Source organism: Prescottella sp. GW823-FHT02E09 (genome assembly GCF_058797375.1).
Genome location: NZ_JBXAJP010000004.1, coordinates 503231 through 519798, shown reverse-complemented (window position 1 = coordinate 519798; position 16568 = coordinate 503231). Strand labels below are relative to the sequence as shown.

At 68.6% G+C, this 16568-nt stretch carries 19 protein-coding genes; 11 read left to right on the top strand and 8 right to left on the bottom strand.

From position 1 onward, the window contains the following. Window positions 1–14: 14 nt before the first annotated feature. The 4 genes from AC1RIF_RS13090 to AC1RIF_RS13075 are packed head-to-tail and all read left to right on the top strand — an operon-like array spanning window position 15 to window position 3385. Entirely contained in the window at window positions 15–968 is a 954-nt protein-coding gene (locus tag AC1RIF_RS13090) for an ABC transporter permease (protein WP_492601892.1), read from the top strand. Continuing rightward, window positions 961–1797, top strand: a complete 837-nt coding sequence (locus AC1RIF_RS13085; protein ID WP_492601782.1) for an ABC transporter permease — start codon at window positions 961–963, stop codon at window positions 1795–1797. The genes AC1RIF_RS13090 and AC1RIF_RS13085 overlap by 8 nt, the downstream gene beginning before the upstream one ends. After that, window positions 1794–2720: an ATP-binding cassette domain-containing protein gene (locus tag AC1RIF_RS13080; protein WP_492601781.1), complete on the top strand. Its 927-nt coding sequence runs from the start codon at window positions 1794–1796 to the stop codon at window positions 2718–2720. Before AC1RIF_RS13085 ends, AC1RIF_RS13080 begins: the two co-directional genes overlap by 4 nt. After that, the gene (locus AC1RIF_RS13075; protein WP_492601780.1) at window positions 2717–3385 is read left to right on the top strand and encodes an ABC transporter ATP-binding protein; all 669 of its coding nucleotides are present in this window, start codon (window positions 2717–2719) and stop codon (window positions 3383–3385) included. The genes AC1RIF_RS13080 and AC1RIF_RS13075 overlap by 4 nt, the downstream gene beginning before the upstream one ends. On the opposite strand, the gene AC1RIF_RS13070 is transcribed toward AC1RIF_RS13075, so the two are convergent. Then, window positions 3360–3926 (bottom strand): dihydrofolate reductase family protein, encoded by a 567-nt coding sequence (locus AC1RIF_RS13070; protein ID WP_492601779.1) that lies wholly within the window; start codon window positions 3924–3926, stop codon window positions 3360–3362. The two genes, AC1RIF_RS13075 and AC1RIF_RS13070, sit on opposite strands and share 26 nt — an antisense overlap. A 73-nt stretch (window positions 3927–3999) precedes the next feature. Here AC1RIF_RS13070 and AC1RIF_RS13065 point away from each other — a divergent pair, with 73 nt between their 5' ends. After that, complete coding sequence (locus tag AC1RIF_RS13065) at window positions 4000–4569, top strand: TetR/AcrR family transcriptional regulator (RefSeq protein WP_492601778.1); 570 nt, start codon at window positions 4000–4002, stop codon at window positions 4567–4569. A gap of 25 nt (window positions 4570–4594) precedes the next feature. Here AC1RIF_RS13065 and scpC read toward each other — a convergent pair whose 3' ends face one another. The 3 genes from scpC to AC1RIF_RS13050 form a co-directional block, all read right to left on the bottom strand. Next, window positions 4595–6136, bottom strand: a complete 1542-nt coding sequence (gene scpC, locus AC1RIF_RS13060) for a succinyl-CoA:acetate CoA-transferase ScpC (RefSeq protein WP_492601891.1) — start codon at window positions 6134–6136, stop codon at window positions 4595–4597. Between the two features lie 174 nt (window positions 6137–6310). After that, complete coding sequence (locus AC1RIF_RS13055) at window positions 6311–6637, bottom strand: branched-chain amino acid transport AzlD family protein (protein WP_492601777.1); 327 nt, start codon at window positions 6635–6637, stop codon at window positions 6311–6313. Next, window positions 6630–7382: an AzlC family ABC transporter permease gene (locus AC1RIF_RS13050; RefSeq protein WP_492601776.1), complete on the bottom strand. Its 753-nt coding sequence runs from the start codon at window positions 7380–7382 to the stop codon at window positions 6630–6632. The genes AC1RIF_RS13055 and AC1RIF_RS13050 overlap by 8 nt, the downstream gene beginning before the upstream one ends. Window positions 7383–7461: 79 nt before the next feature. On the opposite strand from AC1RIF_RS13050, the gene AC1RIF_RS13045 reads away from it, so the two are divergent. Continuing rightward, complete coding sequence (locus AC1RIF_RS13045) at window positions 7462–7896, top strand: Lrp/AsnC family transcriptional regulator (protein WP_492601775.1); 435 nt, start codon at window positions 7462–7464, stop codon at window positions 7894–7896. A gap of 437 nt (window positions 7897–8333) precedes the next feature. Beyond that, the gene (locus AC1RIF_RS13040; RefSeq protein WP_492601774.1) at window positions 8334–9092 is read left to right on the top strand and encodes a M23 family metallopeptidase; all 759 of its coding nucleotides are present in this window, start codon (window positions 8334–8336) and stop codon (window positions 9090–9092) included. A 100-nt stretch (window positions 9093–9192) separates the two neighbouring features. On the opposite strand, the gene AC1RIF_RS13035 is transcribed toward AC1RIF_RS13040, so the two are convergent. The 3 genes from AC1RIF_RS13035 to AC1RIF_RS13025 form a co-directional block, all read right to left on the bottom strand. Beyond that, window positions 9193–10725 (bottom strand): acyl-CoA synthetase, encoded by a 1533-nt coding sequence (locus AC1RIF_RS13035; RefSeq protein WP_492601773.1) that lies wholly within the window; start codon window positions 10723–10725, stop codon window positions 9193–9195. 88 nt (window positions 10726–10813) lie between these two features. Then, on the bottom strand, window positions 10814–11185 hold the full coding sequence (locus tag AC1RIF_RS13030; RefSeq protein WP_492601772.1) for a nuclear transport factor 2 family protein: 372 nt from the start codon (window positions 11183–11185) through the stop codon (window positions 10814–10816). Then, a complete protein-coding gene (locus tag AC1RIF_RS13025; protein ID WP_492601771.1) occupies window positions 11182–12078 on the bottom strand; it encodes a helix-turn-helix domain-containing protein in 897 nt (298 codons plus the stop codon). Before AC1RIF_RS13025 ends, AC1RIF_RS13030 begins: the two co-directional genes overlap by 4 nt. A 79-nt stretch (window positions 12079–12157) precedes the next feature. Here AC1RIF_RS13025 and AC1RIF_RS13020 point away from each other — a divergent pair, with 79 nt between their 5' ends. After that, window positions 12158–12304 carry a hypothetical protein gene (locus AC1RIF_RS13020; protein ID WP_492601770.1) on the top strand — a complete coding sequence of 49 codons (147 nt, stop codon included), beginning with the start codon at window positions 12158–12160 and terminating at the stop codon, window positions 12302–12304. Between the two features lie 12 nt (window positions 12305–12316). On the opposite strand, the gene AC1RIF_RS13015 is transcribed toward AC1RIF_RS13020, so the two are convergent. Beyond that, window positions 12317–12910 carry a TetR/AcrR family transcriptional regulator gene (locus tag AC1RIF_RS13015; protein ID WP_492601769.1) on the bottom strand — a complete coding sequence of 198 codons (594 nt, stop codon included), beginning with the start codon at window positions 12908–12910 and terminating at the stop codon, window positions 12317–12319. Between the two features lie 211 nt (window positions 12911–13121). Here AC1RIF_RS13015 and AC1RIF_RS13010 point away from each other — a divergent pair, with 211 nt between their 5' ends. Genes AC1RIF_RS13010 through AC1RIF_RS13000 form a run of 3 tightly spaced genes read left to right on the top strand, consistent with a single transcriptional unit; the run spans window position 13122 to window position 16448 of the window. Continuing rightward, a complete protein-coding gene (locus AC1RIF_RS13010) occupies window positions 13122–14309 on the top strand; it encodes a phosphotransferase family protein (RefSeq protein WP_492601768.1) in 1188 nt (395 codons plus the stop codon). After that, entirely contained in the window at window positions 14309–15469 is a 1161-nt protein-coding gene (locus tag AC1RIF_RS13005) for an Rv3169 family protein (protein WP_492601767.1), read from the top strand. The genes AC1RIF_RS13010 and AC1RIF_RS13005 overlap by 1 nt, the downstream gene beginning before the upstream one ends. 25 nt (window positions 15470–15494) lie before the next feature. Further along, a complete protein-coding gene (locus AC1RIF_RS13000; RefSeq protein WP_492601766.1) occupies window positions 15495–16448 on the top strand; it encodes a tyrosine-protein phosphatase in 954 nt (317 codons plus the stop codon). The last annotated feature ends 120 nt before the right edge of the window (window positions 16449–16568 follow it).

Genomic DNA, 16568 nt, shown 5'->3' with positions numbered 1-16568 from the left:
GCGAGGTGGCCCGAATGGCGTTGCGCCGGGCCGCCTTCGCGGTGCCGCTGCTCGTGGTGGTGTCGGCGGCCCTGTTCGCGCTGGCGTCGCGGTCACCGTTCGACCCGCTCGCCGGCTATCTCGGCGACCGCTACGTGACCACCAGTGACGCCGACCGGGCCCGCCTCGCCGACGAGCTGGGTCTGCACGACGCGTGGTGGACGACGTACTGGCACTGGGTGAGTGGGCTGCTGTCCGGCGATCTGGGCGTCTCCCGCAGCTTCGGGCAGCCGGTCGCGACGGTGATCGCCGAGCGCCTGCCGTGGACGTTGCTGCTCACCTGCCTGGGTCTGGGCCTCGCGGTGGTCGTCTCGTTCGTACTCGGGGTCTGGTCCGGTGCTCGGCCGGGCGGTCTGCTGGATCGGGTGGTGGCGCCACTCGCGTCCGTCGTGCAGGCCACCCCGCCGTTCGTGTTGTCCCTCGGCGGCGTGGCGATCTTCGCGCTCTCGCTCGGGTGGCTGCCGGTCGCCGGGCTCACCGACGCCGGCGCCGATCCGACGTTCGGGCAGGTCGCCGAGCACCTCGTGCTGCCGGTGGCCGTGCTCGCGGTGTCACAGGTGCCGTGGCTGGCCATGTCGGTGCGGCAGTCGGTGCGCGACGCGATCGGATCGGACGCCGTCCGCGGTGCCCGCGCCCGCGGAATCCCCGAACGGACGATCCTGCTGCGGCACATCGTCCCCGTCGCGCTGGGACCGTTCGCGACCGTCATCGGGCTGCGACTGCCCGAGATCATCGTCGGCGCGGCCATCGTCGAGGAGGTGTTCTCGTGGCCCGGGATCGCCGGCGCCGTCGTCACGTCGGCGCGCGAACTCGACTTCCCGCTCCTGGCCGCCCTCACCGTGGGCACCACGCTGATCGTGCTGATCGGCTCCCTGCTCGCCGATGTCGCGCTGACGCTGCTCGATCCACGGGTGAGCACCGATGGGTAGGTTCGCACGCGTCGACCGACGGCTGCTCGTGTCGACGGTCGTGCTCGCCGCGATCGTCGCGTACGCGGTCCTGGTGCCGTGGCTCGCGGGCGTCGACGACCGGCTCACCGACTTCGCCGACGCGCGCCTGGCGCCGAGCACCGAGCACTGGTTCGGCACCGACAACGCCGGACGCGACCTGTTCGTCCGGGTCGCCGCCGGACTTCGGGTGTCGCTGCTCATCGCCGCGGTGTGCGCCGTCGCCTCCACCGTGCTGGGCACCGGGATCGGCGTCGCCGCGGCCGCTTTCGGCGGCTGGACCGACCGGATCGTGATGCGTGTGGTCGACGGCATCAACGCACTCCCGCACCTGCTCCTCGGCATCGTCATCGTCGCGCTGTTCCGCGGCAACATCCCGGCGATCATCGCGTCGATCGCCCTGACCCACTGGACGCAGGTCGCCCGCATCGCCCGCTCGGAGGTCCTCGGGGTGCGGGGCCGCGAGTACGTCGACGCCGCCCAGCTCGCGGGTGCCGGACGCCGGCACGTGATGCGGCACCACCTGGTCCCGGCCGCGGCCGGTCAGGCGCTCATCGCGGTGGTGCTGCTGCTGCCGCACGCCATCTGGCACGAGACGACGCTGTCGTTCCTCGGCCTCGGCCTCCCACCGCACCAGCCGTCGCTGGGAACGCTTCTGCAGGAGGCCCGTTCGACGCTACTGCTCGGCGGCTGGTGGACACTGGCGTTCCCGTCGCTGTTGCTGATCGCGGCCACGCTCGCGGTCGCCGGCATCGGGGCGGCACTGCGCGACCGGATCAGCCCCCCGATCCTCGAGAGGACACCACGATGACCGCCGCCCTCACCGTCGACGGCCTCACGGTCCGGATCCCCGTCGCCGCCGGCGTGGTGCACGCCGCCACCGACGTCGGCCTGATCCTCGAGCCCGGTCGCACGCACGCCCTCGTCGGCGAATCCGGTTGCGGCAAATCGATCGTCGCGTCCGCGATCAGTGGACTGCTGCCGTCGAATGCCCGGGTGTCCGGGTCGATCCGGCTCGCGTCCGGCGGCGACGTGGTCGAGATCGTCGGCACCGCCGAACACGTGTTGCGGACCGTGCGTGGACGACGGATCGCCCTGGTCCCGCAGTCCGCCGCAACCTATCTGACGCCGGTCCGCACCGTCGGCGCGCAGCTCGACGAGACCCGGCGTCACCTCGAAAGCCGTTACAGCGTGACCGAACTCCTCGACCGCGTCGGTCTCGACCCCCGGTGCCGCGAGCTGTACCCGCACGAGCTGTCCGGCGGAATGGCGCAGCGCGCCGCGATCGCGTTCGCGATCGCCGGCGATCCGGAGGTGATCGTCGCCGACGAGCCGACATCCAGCCTGGACCCCGGGCTCACCGAACGGATCCTGACCCTGCTCGACGGCTGCGCCGCCGCCGGAGCGGCCGTTCTGCTCATCACCCACGACATCGCCGCGGTCGCCGGGCACGCCGCCACCGCGTCGGTGATGTACGCCGGCCGGATCCTCGAATCCGGTCCGGCCGCAGAGGTTCTCGACGATCCGTGGCACGACTACACGAAGGACCTCATGGCGGCACTCCCGCGCAACGGGCTACGCCCCATGCCGGGATCGCCGCCCGAACTGACCGACCTGCCCGACGACTGCGTCTACCACCTGCGTCGCCCGGACACCGCCTTCTCCGGCGGCCCGACGCACTTGGTCCGCACCCGCGATCGCGTCGTCCGCACCCAGGTCGGGGGTGCATCGTGAGTCTGACCGCCGAGGCGATCCACGCCGGACACGATCACGGCACCCCGGTACTCGAGGGTGTCGGCATCGAGATTCCGCGCAGCCGGACAGTCGGACTGACCGGGCCGTCGGGGGCCGGGAAGACCACCCTGGCCCGGGTGTGCGCGCTGCTGCACCGCCCGTGGTCGGGAACGGTGCGCGTCGACGGCGTCGGCGTCGCCAGCCGAACCGACGCGCCACCGGAGACCCGGCGGGCCATCGCGATGCTGTTCCAGTCCCCGCGCCAGTCGACGTCGCCGCGGCTGACACTCGAACGGATCGTCGCGGAACCCCTCGCGCTCGCCCGGGTGCCGCGGGCCGAACGTGCGGACATCGTGCGCACCGCCGCCGCACGGGTGGGGCTGACGGCGGACCTGCTGACCCGGCGTCCGCACCAGGTCAGCGACGGACAGCTGCAACGCGCCTGTCTCGCACGGGCTCTGGTGCAGAAACCCCGATACCTGATCTGCGACGAGATGACCGCGATGCTCGATCCCGCGACCACCGCGGCTCTCGTCGCGGTGCTTCGCGAGGAGACCCGGACCGGGCTGGGCGTCCTCGCCGTCAGCCACGACCACGCGCTGCTGGACGCGTGGGCCGACGACGTCGTCGAACTGCCCCTCAGCCCCGGCGTACGTACTCGGTGACCGCCACCCCGGATTGGAAGGTACGGGTGTCGACCACGTCGAACGGCGCGGGCCGGTACGCGCTCGGGCCGAACAACGGGATGCCGGCGCCGAACAACCGTGGGTGCCGCTTGACGACCAGTCGGTCGATCTCGCCGACGAGCTGGGACGCCAGCGTGCCTCCACCGCACAGCCAGATGTCCGCGCCGGGCTGCCGCTTCAGGTCCCGGACGAGTTCCACCGGGTCGGAGTCCGTCACGACGAGGTTCTCGTCCTCGGCAGAGTTGTTGCGCGAGAACACGATCTGGCGCAGGTGCCGGTACGGGCTCGTCGCCTCGGGCAGTCCCACGGCGTAGGTGTTCCATCCCATGAGCACGGTGTCGAACCCGGTACACGGTTGCGCGATGCCGAGGTGGGCGGCGCCGTCGGTGGGTAGGGCGTCAAGGAAACGCGCGAGGTCGGCCATGTGGTCGCCCTCCAGATCGAACGCATCGAACTGCCCGTCGGGACCGGCGATGTAACCGTCGAGACTGGCGGCGACGTAGTACACGAGTTCACGCACTCCGACTCCAATCACTACAACTGTTGTGGATAGAAATGTACAACACATGTAGTGGTTCGGCTAGCATGTCGGCATGGTTCGCAACGATGAGCGGCGGCAGGTCCTCGCCGACGCAGGCCTGGCCGTGCTGGCCAACCAGGGCGCCCGGGGGCTCACCCACCGCGCGGTCGACCGCGAGGCCGACGTCCCGCTGGGCACGACGTCGAACTACTTCCGCAGCCGGGACGCACTGATCGCCGGACTGGTGGAACGCATCGGCGAACGACTGACACCCGATCCGGACGTGCTCGCCACCCTGTCCACCCGCGAACCGAGCAGGGAGTTGTTCGCCGACTATGTTCGCGACATCGTCCAGAGGCTCACCGAGAACCGCGGCGTGACCCTGGCACTGTTCGAGTTGCGCCTCGAGAGCGCCCGCAACCCGGACGTCGCCGCGATGATGTCCGACTGGGGCCGAACAGGTTTCGAGGCGGACGTGGCCTTCAATACGTCGGCCGGACTACCCGGCAGCGCCCACGAGATCGCACTCTTCCACTACGCCGTCGACGGACTGCTCCTCGACCGGCTGACGACGCCGCTGATGCCGGACACCACGACGGACGAGATCGTCGATGCGCTCGTCGCCGGACTGCTTCCGTCGTAGCTCCCGGTAACCGACTGCAGGGCAGTCAGTTCCGGCGCATCGTCCCGGTCTCCTCGAAGCGCTGGTGGAACGCGAGCGCCTCGCCGAGCAGATGCGGGGTGTGGCCCGAGGACGGGGAATGCTCGGCACGGTCGACGTAGTCGAGCAGCATCGCCCGGTAGTCGGGGTGGGCACACTTGTCGATCACGACGCGGGATCGCTTACGCGGCGACAGCCCTCGCAGATCCGCCAGCCCCTGCTCGGTGACGAGGACCTGGACGTCGTGCTCGGTGTGGTCGACGTGCGGGACCATCGGCACGATCGACGAGATCGCGCCACCCTTGGCCGTCGACGGGCTCAGGAACATCGACAGGTAGCCGTTGCGGGCGAAGTCACCCGAGCCGCCGATCCCGTTCATGATCCGGGTGCCCATGACGTGCGTCGAGTTCACGTTGCCGTAGATGTCGGCCTCGAGCATCCCGTTCATCGCGATGATGCCCAGGCGCCGGACGATCTCCGGGTGGTTGCTGATCTCCTGCGGCCGCAACACGATGTGCTTGCGGTAGAAGTCGATGTTCGACACCAATTCGTCGATGCCGGCCTCCGACAGCGCCAGCGACGTCGCCGACGCGTACCGGACCGTGCCGTGCTTGATGAGGTGCAGCATCCCGTCCTGGATCACCTCGGAGAAGCAGGTGAGTCCCTTGTGCGGGCCGGCGTCCAGGCCCTGCAGCACCGCGTTGGCGACGTTGCCGATGCCGGACTGCAGCGGCAGCAGACCGTCCGCGGGCAGTCGCCCCTGCGACACCTCGTACTCGAAGAAGTCGAGCACGTGCGCCGCGATGGCCTGGCTGATCTCGTCCGGCGGAGTCAGCGGACTCGCGCTGTCGCGGGCGTCCGTCTCGACGACCGCGACCACCTTGTTCGGATCCACCCGCAGCGTCGGCTGGCCGATGCGGTCCTCCACCGAGATGAGCTGGATCGGCTTGCGGTACGGGGGCAACGCGGTGCCGTAGTAGACGTCGTGGATGCCGGCCATCGCGTCGGGCACCCACGAGTTCACCTCGAGGATGACCTTGTCGGCCACGTCGAGCCACGTCTTGTTGTTGCCGATCGACGCGGACGGGATCAGCTCGCCGGACTCGGTGATCCCGGCGACCTCGACGACCGCGACATCGACGTTGCCGTAGTAGCCCTCCCACACCTGCTGCGCGACATGCGAGAGGTGGATGTCGACGTAATCCATCCGGCCGCTGTTGATGTTGCGGCGCGCGGTCGGCTCGGACTGGTACGGCATCCGCAGTGAGATGCCGTCGACCTCGGCGAGGAGGCGCTCGGTGCCCGCCGACACCGAGGCTCCGGTCAGGAGGTTGATGGTGAAGTTCGCCCCGGTGCCGCGGACCGCGTGGATGCGGTCGGCGAGCGCGGGAATGATCGCCTTGGGCGTGCCGGCGCTGGCGAATCCACTGATCGCGACGGTGTCGTGGGGGTGGATGAACGTGACGGCCTCCTCCGCGGAGGTCACCTTGTTCCGGAAGAGCGAATTGCGGATCCGGGTCGGGTTCGACAGGGAGCCGGCTTCGTCCATGCGCGAGGTCACAGTGACAAGGCTAACTCTCGACATGCCGATGAAATGTCCGCCTCCATCGAGAGAAAGGCCTCTGACGTGCGGATTTCGCTCCGCAATGCGGGTATCGATCGCTGACGCGCCCGAAACCTGCGACGAGCGTGCACATCGCCGCGACGAACAGCGCTCAGCAGTTCAGCCGAACACCCAGTTCGCGAGAACCATGTATGCCGCGGTGCCGCCGACAATGCTGAGCAGAGCGTGACTGCGCCACAGGTGCAGGCCGACGGTGACGGCCAGCGCGACGACCGCCGGCGTCAGCGACGACGGCGCCACCGAGACGTTCCGCAGCGTGTACACCGCGAGGATCAGCATGATGCCCACCGGCATGTGCGCGCCCAGGTAGTGCACCAGTGCCGACGAGCGCAGCGGCGCGATGATCGCGAACGGCACGGCGCGCAGCGCGAAGGTGACCGCCATGATCACCGCGAGCACGGTCAGGATGTACGGGACGTCAGGCATCGACGGCCCCCTTCGCCTTCCGGCGGTGCAGCAGGAAACGGACCAGCAGCGCCGCCACGAACAGCGTCATCGCGACCATCAGCATCTGCTCACGCGCGATCACCAGGGCCACCAGTGCGCTCAGCAGCGCCAGGATCGGGGTGGGGATGTCCCGGCGGGCGCGGAACGCGTCGAGCGCCAGCACCACGAACAATGCGGTGAGCGCGAAGTCCAGGCCGACGAGCTGCATCGGGATCGCATTGCCGACGACCGCGCCGACGACACCGCCCAGCACCCAGTACAACTGACAGAACACCTGGATGAAGAGGATGCGCCGACTGCTCAGGGTGCCGGGATCCTTGCCGGCGGTGACCGCGTATGCCTCGTCGGTGAGCGCGTACATGCTGTAGAACTTCGCGAGCGGACCGCGCACCCGGTGCAGCGGGAACGACAGGCCGTAGAACGCGTGCCTGAAGTTGACGAGGAACGTCGTCATCGCGACCGACGCGAGCGGCGTCACCGCCAGCACCAACCCGATCGCAAGGAACTCGAGCGAGCCCGCGTAGATCATGAGGGAGAAGATCGGCGCCCACCACCAGTGGAACCCGGACTGCACCAGCAGCAGCCCGAACGCCAGCCCGAGCGGGAACAGCCCGAACCCGACGGACACGGTGTCGCGGGCCGCGGCGCGGGCGTCGGACCGGCGCGACTCGGCGGGGGAAGTTTCGAGGCCCGGGACACACTGTTCGGGAAACGCGCTGGTCACGAGGCAATAATAGTGCCGAGTCGATGGCAGTTGATTGCCGGATATTGCCTTCGGCAGCGATCGGGCGCAACATTCTGCTGTGGATGATCTCGACCGCGCAATATTGCACGAGCTGCGTTCGAACGCCCGGCTCACCAATGCCGAACTGGCCGATCGGGTCGGGCTGACGCCGTCACCGTGCCTGCGGCGGGTGCGACGCCTCGAGGCCGACGGCGTGATCGTCGGCTACCAGGCGCTGGTGAACCCCGACGCCGTCGGACGCGGGTGCGAGGTGATCGTCAACGCCGAGATCGTCTCGCAGGACCGCAAGACGGTCGAACAGTTCGAGAACGAGGTGGGCGCCTTCGACGAGGTGGTCGAGTTCCGCCGCATGATCGGCCTGCCCGACTACTTCATCCGCGTCGCCGTCGCCGACCTCAACGCGTTCGAGGTGTTCCTGCGCACCAAGCTGATGGAACAGCCGGCCATCTCGAAGATCGAATCGCACCTGACGATGAAGAAGCTCAAGGGCTGAGCTCCCGGACCGGGGAGATCGCTGTCACTTTTCGTCGGCGCGAGCTGCGAATCGTGCGCCCGATCGATCTTGTTTGCCCGGCGCGAGCGCATAGCGCCGCTCGCACCTGTGTCACAGTGACGTAATTTACGCGCCTGCGACGACCGGGACACGCGCTCACCTCGGCATACGCCACGTAAGTCGACCAGACCCCTCGGTACGACATCTCCGGAATGCCGCCCGCCCGCCTGTCCGCTTTGGGGCTCATGTGGCTTTGACCTGCGCGTTTCCTCGAAACCGGTTGGTACATAAACCACCCAGGTAAAGATTTGGTCACGGTGGACGAGTCGATATCGCTTTGTTACATTTCCGTGACGAAAGATCCGAGGTCGCGGTTCCCGACCGGGCCGACCAGAGACACAGACGAGGTATCCACTGTGGCCAATCCCCACAGGACGATGAGTTCCCACACCCTGAAGTCCCTGCGCCGTCATCCTTCCCTCAAGGCCGCAGCGGTCGCGATCACCACCGGCGCACTGCTCACGGGCAGCATTCAGATCGGCGCTGCCACCGCGTCGGCGGCGCCGCTGCGACTGCCCACCGTCGGCAACGTCCAGCTCCAGGTGCCGGCCGGTCCGTTCCTGCCCGGGATCGACATCCCGACAACGCCCGTCGCACCGGAGGTCGCCCCGACACAGTGGACGCCGACGTCGGCCGACGCGTGGACGCCCGCGCCCAGGCTGCTGGCGCCCGCACCGGCGCCCGAGCCGCAGGCCGCGCCGATTCCGGCGCCGATGCCCGTACCGGTGATCGTTCCGGTGCCGCCGCCCGTAGTCCAGCCGGTCGCCGGCTTCCTGACCTCGAGCTACGGACCGCGCTGGGGCACCCACCACAACGGCATCGACGTCGGTGCCAACCTCGGCACGCCGATCTTCTCGGCTGCCGGCGGTGTGGTCATCAATGCAGGCCCCGCATCCGGCTTCGGCCAGTGGGTGCGCGTGCTGCACGACGACGGCCACATCACCGTCTACGGGCACGTCGACAGCTTCACCACCAGTGTCGGCGACCGTGTGGCCACCGGCCAGCAGATCGCCACGGTCGGCAACCGTGGCCAGTCCACCGGACCGCACCTGCACCTCGAGGTCTGGGACCCGGCCGGCATCCAGGTCGATCCGCTGATCTGGCTGGGCGCGAGCGGCGTCGCGGTGAACTGGTAGCCCTCGCCGCTCTCACCACAGACACACGTGAACGGCCCGGCCTCAACGTTTTCCGTTGAGGCCGGGCCGTTCACGTCGTCACGCCGACCCGCGACAGATGCTAGACCGAATCCAGGGCGGTACGGAGTTCTCGCTTGAGGAGCTTCCCGCTCTGGTTCCGAGGAAGCGCGTCGACGAAGTGAATCTGCTTGGGCAGCTTGAAGGGTGCGATCCTGCCCCGCACGTGCTCGATGAGCGACTCGGCGTCGACGGATCCGGAGTCGTCCCGCAGCACCACCACCGCGGTGATCGCCTCCATCCACTTGTCGTCCGGGGTGCCGATCACGGCCACCTCCGCGACGGCGGGATGGGTGTAGAGCGCATCCTCCACCTCGCGGGACGCGACGAGGATGCCTCCGGTGTTGATCACGTCCTTGATCCGATCCACGACCGTCACGTACCCCTCGTCGTCCCGCGTCACCAGGTCCCCGGAATGGAACCAACCGTCACGGAACGCATCCGCCGTCGCCTCGGGATTGTCCCAATATCCTTGGCACAGTTGCGGGGAACGATAAAGAATCTCGCCCGGCTCACCGTCCGGGACGTCGTTGCCGTCGGCGTCCACCACACGAGCCTCGACGAAGAACACCGCCCGCCCGCACGACGACGGCCGCCCCTCGTGCTCCTCCGGCCCGAGAACCATCGCGAGCGGTCCGATCTCCGACTGCCCGAAGCAGTTGTAGAAGCCGAGCGCCGGGTACCGCTCGCGCAGGCGGTTGAGCACGGTGACCGGCATGATCGACGCGCCGTACTGCGCCTTCGTGAGCGACGACAGGTCCCGGCTCTCGAGATCGGGATGACTCGCCAGCGGCACCCAGACGGTGGGCGCGAGGAACAGCGACCCGATCCGGTCGGCCTCGATGCGACGCAGGATCTCCGGAATGTCCGGGGACTGCATGAGATTCACCGTCGCACCCACCGACAGGTACGGCAGCATGAACACGTGCATGCCCGCGGAGTGGTACAGGGGCATGCAGATCAACGGATTGTCGTCGGCCGCCAACCCGAGCGCGATCACCGACGACACGTACTCGTGGACCAGCGCGCCGTGGGTCATCATGGCGCCCTTGGGCTTCGACGTGGTTCCCGACGTGTAGAGCAGCTGCACCAGATCGCCCGCCGCCGCACCCGGCCGGTAGTCGGGCACCTCGCCGGCGGAGCTGGACGAGAGCAGCGAACCGGCGTCGTCGCGCAGCGGGATCACGTGCTCGACAGCGAGAGCGTCGCGCACCGAATCCAGCGTCGACGCCAACTTCGGATCGACGAGCACGGCCCGTGCCCCCGCCTGTGCCAGTAGGTAGTGCAGCTCGTCGCCCGTGAGCGCGTAGTTGACGGGGACATGCACCAGGCCGGCGCGGGCACAGGCCAGGAAGCCGATGACGTAGGCGTCGGAGTTCACGCCGTACGCGGCCACCCGGTCGCCCGGCGCGAGGCCGAGCCCGAGCAGGCGCGCGGCTCCCCGCGTGACGGCGTCGTCCAGTTCTCGGTACGTCCAGGTGCGGTCGTCGAAGGTCAGAGCGGTGCGGCCGGGCTGCCGTGCGGCAGCCCGGCGCAGCACGCCGTCGACGGTGTCGGTGCGCGGATCGTCACTCATGTGACGCAGGTTATAGGACGTCCAACTATTGCGTAAGGGGTTTCTTTCGGCGCATTCGTTGTGTAGTTTCCGCGCGTGCGGCGCGCGGTCAGCCTCCGAACGCCGCGGTGATCGCACCCATGTCGAAGTAGTCGCGCCACGCGGCGATCTTGCCGTCCACCACCTCGAAGACACCCATGACCGGCAGTGGGGTCTCCTTCCCCAGACCGCGCAGCACGTCGGTCCGCTCGTTCATCACAGTGCCACCGGACGAGACCTGCTTGTGGATCCGGAAGTCGATGCCGTCGAAGGCCGCGACGAAGCCCGCGATGAACTCCCGGATCTCGTCCCGCCCCTTGACCGGATCCATCGGAATATTGTGGTAGACCGCATCTTCCGTGAAGTAGCTCGCCAGCACGGCAGGGTCCGGGTCGGCCCACGAACCGCAGAACTCCGTGACCAGATCCTCGGCAGCGCTCATGTGTCCACTCCTGTTCTTCCATCCAGTTCCCGAGCGGTTCGGGTGAGGTGTTCGATGTAGTGCGCTCGCTCGTCCCGCGGGACCGCGGAGCGCAACGGCCCGATCTGCAGCTCCCACGCGGCACGACCGTCCGCCGCGAAGACCGGTGCCACGAGGTAGCTGACCGGGAGGGCCTCGATGCTGTCGAGATCATCTGCGCTGTAAGGATGTCCACTGATCCCCCCGAGCAACGCCAGCACCCGCTCGCGCAGGGGCTGTCGAGTGGGATTCTCGGCGAGATGTTCGACCACCTCGGCCAGCACGTCGAGCGTGCGCGGGTCGGCGGCCCCGATACCCCAGACCCCCACGCCGCGGGACCGGATTCGCGGCAACGCCGCGGCGATCGCGTCACGATGATCGCGTGGGGCGGTCTCGATCCACTTCCGTTGCCGCACAGGCTCGGCGAAGGCGAGTACGGCCGCCCCTGCGGGCGCCCGAAGCGGCAGCCCGGCACCGATCCCGATGCCCGCGGGCAGTCGTCCGCGGCCGGCATTGACCCCGACGAAGGTCAGTTCCGCGGCCGACACGACACCGAGCGCCGCACCGCAGTCGACCGCCTCCGACAGTCGCGCGAGCGCGTCGTCGACCCCGTCGGGCGCGCCGAGGGCGGTGCGGGCAGCCTCCCCGACCCCCGCCAGCCGGGGACCGAGACGGTAGCTCAGGTTGGGTTCGCGGCGCACCCAGCCGCGAACGTCGAGCGCTCCCAGGATGGCGCCCACGGTGGATCGGCTGAGTGACAGCGTGTCCGCCACCTCGGCAATGGTGCACGGCGCACCGCGCCCGGCGATCAGCTCGATCACCGACATCACCCGATCCGTCGGCGGCGATCCGCCGACGCTCCTGTCACGGTCCATGCGCCCTCCTGACCACGGCACAGTAGCCGATACTCGCCTAGGGCGACACGAATATTCGCGTCGCCCCTATGCTGTCCGCATGACCCCTCGGACACGCGCCGCACTCACCATCGGAATCGCCGTAGCCGCGGCGTGGGCGCTCTGGGCCCGGCTGCGACTGGACTCACCGCTCGGTTCCCGGCAATGGCAGTCCGACGCGATCGGCCCGGACGAACTCGCCGGCTGACCCGGCCCGGACTCAGCGCGGCAGGATGCCGTGCAGCACGATGTCGACCAGCGCCGCCGACAGTTTGTCCTGGTCCTGGACGTCACGAACCGACTGCGCGAAGATCGCCGTCCCGGCGATGACGTCGAGCAGGGTGTCGTGGTCGATGCCCTGCCGCACCTCACCGTCGGCCACGGCCGCGCCCAGCCGCCGCCCCAGTTGCTCACGGATCACCTCGAGCTGGTCGGTGAGCAGCGCCTGGCGAAGCGATTCGTCGGTGCGGACCTCGCTCATCAGTGCGGGTACCGCCTCGCGCGCGGCCGGACCGCCGAACAGCGCGACCGCGCCGTACGTGAGCCGCTCGACCTCCTCCCCGATCGGAAGGTCCGACACGTTCTCGGACTCCGCCACCGGATACACCGCGTCATGGACGATGTGCGCCTTGGACTGCCAGCGCCGGTAGATGGCCGGCCGCCCCACGCCGGCCCTTGTCGCGATCGCGTCGATCGACGTACCCGCATACCCGTTCTCGACCAGCAATTCGCGCGTGGCCTGCAGAACCGCGTCGTCGATCTCGGGATTTCGCTGCGGCCCCAGACGGTGCTGCGCTTGCCGCTTCTCGGACATCGGTGAAACCCCTTGCGTAGATATGTGACGGGCGTTACATTGTGTCACGTCGTAGTCGATACGGAATGTATCGGCTAGAAGCTCTTCCCGCCCCGCCGGCACACCGGGGCCGTCGACCCACCCGCTCTTCTGCCGTACCGCTGCACCCAGTTGGACCGCATCGAATTCACGCATGCGAGGCGCCGTGCGCCTCCGATGTCGAAGGGGCGTAATGAGTTCCGAGAACACCGCGCAGGACCAGGACTTCTCCGAGGTCGCCAGACCCGGCCAGTCCCGGACCGATCCCGCCGAGTTGGGGGCCCGTCTCCAGGAGTGGCTGGGCACCAAGCTGCCCGCGGGTGCCGACCCGCAGGTCACCGACGTCCAGGTACCCGCCGCGAACGGGATGTCGAACGAGACCGTTCTCTTCGATGCCCTGTGGAACGAGGGCGGGGAGCGGCTTCACCACGACCTGGTGGCCCGCATCGCCCCGGCACCGTCCGGGGTCCCGATCTTCCCGTCGTACGACATCGACCAGCAGTTCGACGTGATCAGGACGATCGGCGAGCACTCCGCGGTCCCCGTGCCGCGCGTGTACTGGTCCGAGTCCTCACCCGAGGCCCTCGGCGGTGAGTTCTTCGTGATGGAGCGCGTCGACGGCCTGGTGCCACCGGACGTGATGCCGTACAACTTCGGCTCCTGGTTGTCCGAGGGTTCTGCCGACGACCGCCGGCAACTGCAGGCCGCCTCGGTCGGGATCCTCGCCGATCTGCACGCGATCCCCGAACCGGCCCAACTCTTTCCGAGTCTCGCCACGGAGCTCGGGGCGGGCCCGGTCACCGCGGACGCCGCGTTGGCCGCACACGTGGCCGGCCAGCGCCGCTACTACGAATGGGCCACGCAGTCCGGCCCCCGCTCGCCACTCATCGAGCGCGGCCTCGACTGGCTCGACGAGCACCGGCCGACCGTCGCGGGCCCCGCCGTGCTGTGCTGGGGCGACTCCCGGATCGGGAACATCATGTACCGGGATTTCCGACCGGTCGCGGTGCTCGACTGGGAGATGGCCACCCTCGGACCGCGGGAACTGGACCTGGGCTGGATGATCTTCATCCACAGGTTCTTCGAGGACCTCGCCGGTGTGGCTGGGCTGCCCGGGCTGCCCGACTTCCTCCGTCGCGCCGACGTCGCCGCGACGTATCGCGACCTGACCGGTCACGACGCGTCGGACCTGGACTTCTACACGTTCTACGCCGCGCTTCGGCACGCCATCATCATGTTCCGCGTGCAGAGCCGCGCGGTCGCGTTCGGCCAGGCCCAGGCGCCGGAGGATCCGGACGACATGATCCTGCACCGCAAGACCGTCGAGGAGATGCTCGACGGCACCTACTGGGACCGCGTCAACGGGCAGGGGGTCGCCTGATGCTCTCTCCCATGGACGACTACCCGGTCCACCAGATCGCCGAACCGATCCGCCACGTCGGCACCTCCGACCGCAACTTCTACGACCGCTACTACTTCAACTGCCATCCCGGCCTCGACTACGACGGCGAACCCCTGTTCCTCATCATCGGGCTCGGCCAGTACCCGAATCTCGGTGTCACGGACGGTTTCGCGGTGCTCCGCCGCGGCAACGACCACATCGTCACCCGCGCCTCGAAGGCCCTCGGCTCCGATCGCATGGACGTCGCGGTCGGACCCCTCCGCATCGAGGTGCTCGAGGGACTGCACCGCCTGCGCGTCGTCCTCGATCCCACACCGGAGGCGTCGGACCTGTCGTTCGACCTCGTCTTCGAGTCCGATGTGCCGGCCGCACTGGAGGCACGACACTTCCACCGCCAGCTCGAGCGGGTCACCTTCGACACGCAGCGATTCGTCCAGACCGGTTCGTGGAGCGGCATTCTCACCGTCGACGGCGAGACGATTCCGGTCACCCCGGACACCTGGCGAGGCAACCGCGACCGGTCGTGGGGTGTCCGTCCGGTCGGCGAAGCCGAACCGCCGGGACGCCGAGCGGACCCGTCCACCGCGGGCGACCAGAACTTCTTCTGGATCTACACGATCATGCAGTTCGACGACTTCTCGATCGTCGCGATCATGCAGGAGGACCGACAGGGCCGCCGCATCATCCAGGACGCCACCCGGGTGTGGACCGACCGCACCCGCGAGCCCGAGTGGCTCGGGCGCCCCGAACACGACCTGACCTTCATCTCCGGGGGGCGCGAGGTCGCGGCAGGAACACTCGAGTTCCACCGACCCGGCGGATACGGCAAGCCGGACGACGTCCTCACCGTGGCTTGCGAACCGGTACTCCCCCACTACCTCGGGGTGGGCACCGGATACGGACTCGAGCAGGACTGGCGCCACGGCATGTGGCAGGGCGAACTGGTGGTCCAGGGTCTGCGCGAAAAGGTCGCCGACATCGAACCGTGGAAGAAGATGTTCTGCCCGGTCGACAACCTCGCCCGGTTCACCCTGAGCGAGAACGGCGAGACATTCATCGGTTCAGGACTTTTCGAGGTAGCGGTCATCGGACCGTGTGACCGGTACGGCTTCACCGGTGCCGGTGACGTCGCCCCCTGATACTCCACCGCGAAAGGAACACGAGATGAAGGTTGGTTCCAGCCCGTTACGTACGCGGACCGCCCGGTCCGCCACGGCACTGCTCCTCGCCGGAGGAATGTTCCTCTCCGGCAACATGATCGCCTCGGCACTCGACCTGGGCCAGCTGCCGATTCCCGAGGGCGCCCTCGGATCGCTCGCGTCGGCGTCGTCCGACGTCCACCTCGACGCGACACCGCGCCTGGCATCGGTCCCCAACTTCCGGGACGTCGCCGGCAACGAGGATGGCGGCTACGAGGCCCTCGCCGGCCGTCACCTCAAGCGCGGCGTGCTCTACCGCTCCGACGCCCTCTCGTCCGCCAGCGACGAGGACCTGGCGACCCTGTCGACGCTGAACGTCACGCACATCTACGACCTCCGTGGCCAGTCCGAGATTTCGAATCCGATGGTCGGCGGGCCCGACAGGATTCCGGAGGGAGCCGAGTACACGCACATCCCGGTCGAATTCGGGGACCTGATCACGCTCGCGCAGACGATCCAGTCGCCCGAGCAGGGCCGGCAGTTCATGGAGGACACCAACCGCAGCTTCGTCACCGATCCGGCGCGGCGCGAGGGATTCAAGCAGCTGCTGACGGAGATCGCCGAGAGCGACGGTCCCGTGCTGTTCCACTGCAGCGCCGGCAAGGACCGCACCGGCTGGATCGCCGCGCTTCTCCTGAGCATCTCCGGGGTTCCCGAGCGGGCCGTCTTCGACGACTACCTGCTCAGCAACGAGTACCTGGCCGAGTCCAACGCGAGCACCCTCGCCCAGATCCGGGGCGCCCTCGGCGACCAGGCCGCTCTCAACCTCGAACCCGTCCTGGCCGTCGAGCGGAGCTACCTCGAGGCCGGATTCGAGCAGATGCGTGCCGACTACGGCGGCCCGGTCTCCTACCTCGCCGACGGTCTCGGTCTCGAGCAGATGACCATCGCCAAGCTTGCGCGCAAGCTCGTCTTCTGACGACTGCCCGCAAAACACCCGGACGGTCCTGTCCCCGACCCAGGACCGTCCGGGTTCTCTCGTTCCTGTTTGCCACCGGCTCACGCGTGGGTTATTAATTAAGTGACTGCTCAATTTATT

What these genes read in the sequence shown, in the direction of transcription:
- AC1RIF_RS13085 (WP_492601782.1), top strand. Translation starts at nt 961, where the DNA reads ATGGGTAGGTTCGCACGCGTCGACCGACGGCTGCTCGTGTCGACGGTC.
- AC1RIF_RS13040 (WP_492601774.1), top strand. Translation starts at nt 8,334, where the DNA reads ATGAGTTCCCACACCCTGAAGTCCCTGCGCCGTCATCCTTCCCTCAAG.
- AC1RIF_RS13025 (WP_492601771.1), bottom strand. Translation starts at nt 12,078, where the DNA reads ATGGACCGTGACAGGAGCGTCGGCGGATCGCCGCCGACGGATCGGGTG.
- AC1RIF_RS13010 (WP_492601768.1), top strand. Translation starts at nt 13,122, where the DNA reads ATGAGTTCCGAGAACACCGCGCAGGACCAGGACTTCTCCGAGGTCGCC.
- AC1RIF_RS13090 (WP_492601892.1), top strand. Translation starts at nt 15, where the DNA reads ATGGCGTTGCGCCGGGCCGCCTTCGCGGTGCCGCTGCTCGTGGTGGTG.
- AC1RIF_RS13030 (WP_492601772.1), bottom strand. Translation starts at nt 11,185, where the DNA reads ATGAGCGCTGCCGAGGATCTGGTCACGGAGTTCTGCGGTTCGTGGGCC.
- AC1RIF_RS13065 (WP_492601778.1), top strand. Translation starts at nt 4,000, where the DNA reads ATGGTTCGCAACGATGAGCGGCGGCAGGTCCTCGCCGACGCAGGCCTG.
- AC1RIF_RS13055 (WP_492601777.1), bottom strand. Translation starts at nt 6,637, where the DNA reads ATGCCTGACGTCCCGTACATCCTGACCGTGCTCGCGGTGATCATGGCG.
- AC1RIF_RS13000 (WP_492601766.1), top strand. Translation starts at nt 15,495, where the DNA reads ATGAAGGTTGGTTCCAGCCCGTTACGTACGCGGACCGCCCGGTCCGCC.
- AC1RIF_RS13080 (WP_492601781.1), top strand. Translation starts at nt 1,794, where the DNA reads ATGACCGCCGCCCTCACCGTCGACGGCCTCACGGTCCGGATCCCCGTC.
- AC1RIF_RS13035 (WP_492601773.1), bottom strand. Translation starts at nt 10,725, where the DNA reads ATGAGTGACGATCCGCGCACCGACACCGTCGACGGCGTGCTGCGCCGG.
- AC1RIF_RS13005 (WP_492601767.1), top strand. Translation starts at nt 14,309, where the DNA reads ATGCTCTCTCCCATGGACGACTACCCGGTCCACCAGATCGCCGAACCG.
- AC1RIF_RS13015 (WP_492601769.1), bottom strand. Translation starts at nt 12,910, where the DNA reads ATGTCCGAGAAGCGGCAAGCGCAGCACCGTCTGGGGCCGCAGCGAAAT.
- scpC (WP_492601891.1), bottom strand. Translation starts at nt 6,136, where the DNA reads ATGGACGAAGCCGGCTCCCTGTCGAACCCGACCCGGATCCGCAATTCG.
- AC1RIF_RS13020 (WP_492601770.1), top strand. Translation starts at nt 12,158, where the DNA reads ATGACCCCTCGGACACGCGCCGCACTCACCATCGGAATCGCCGTAGCC.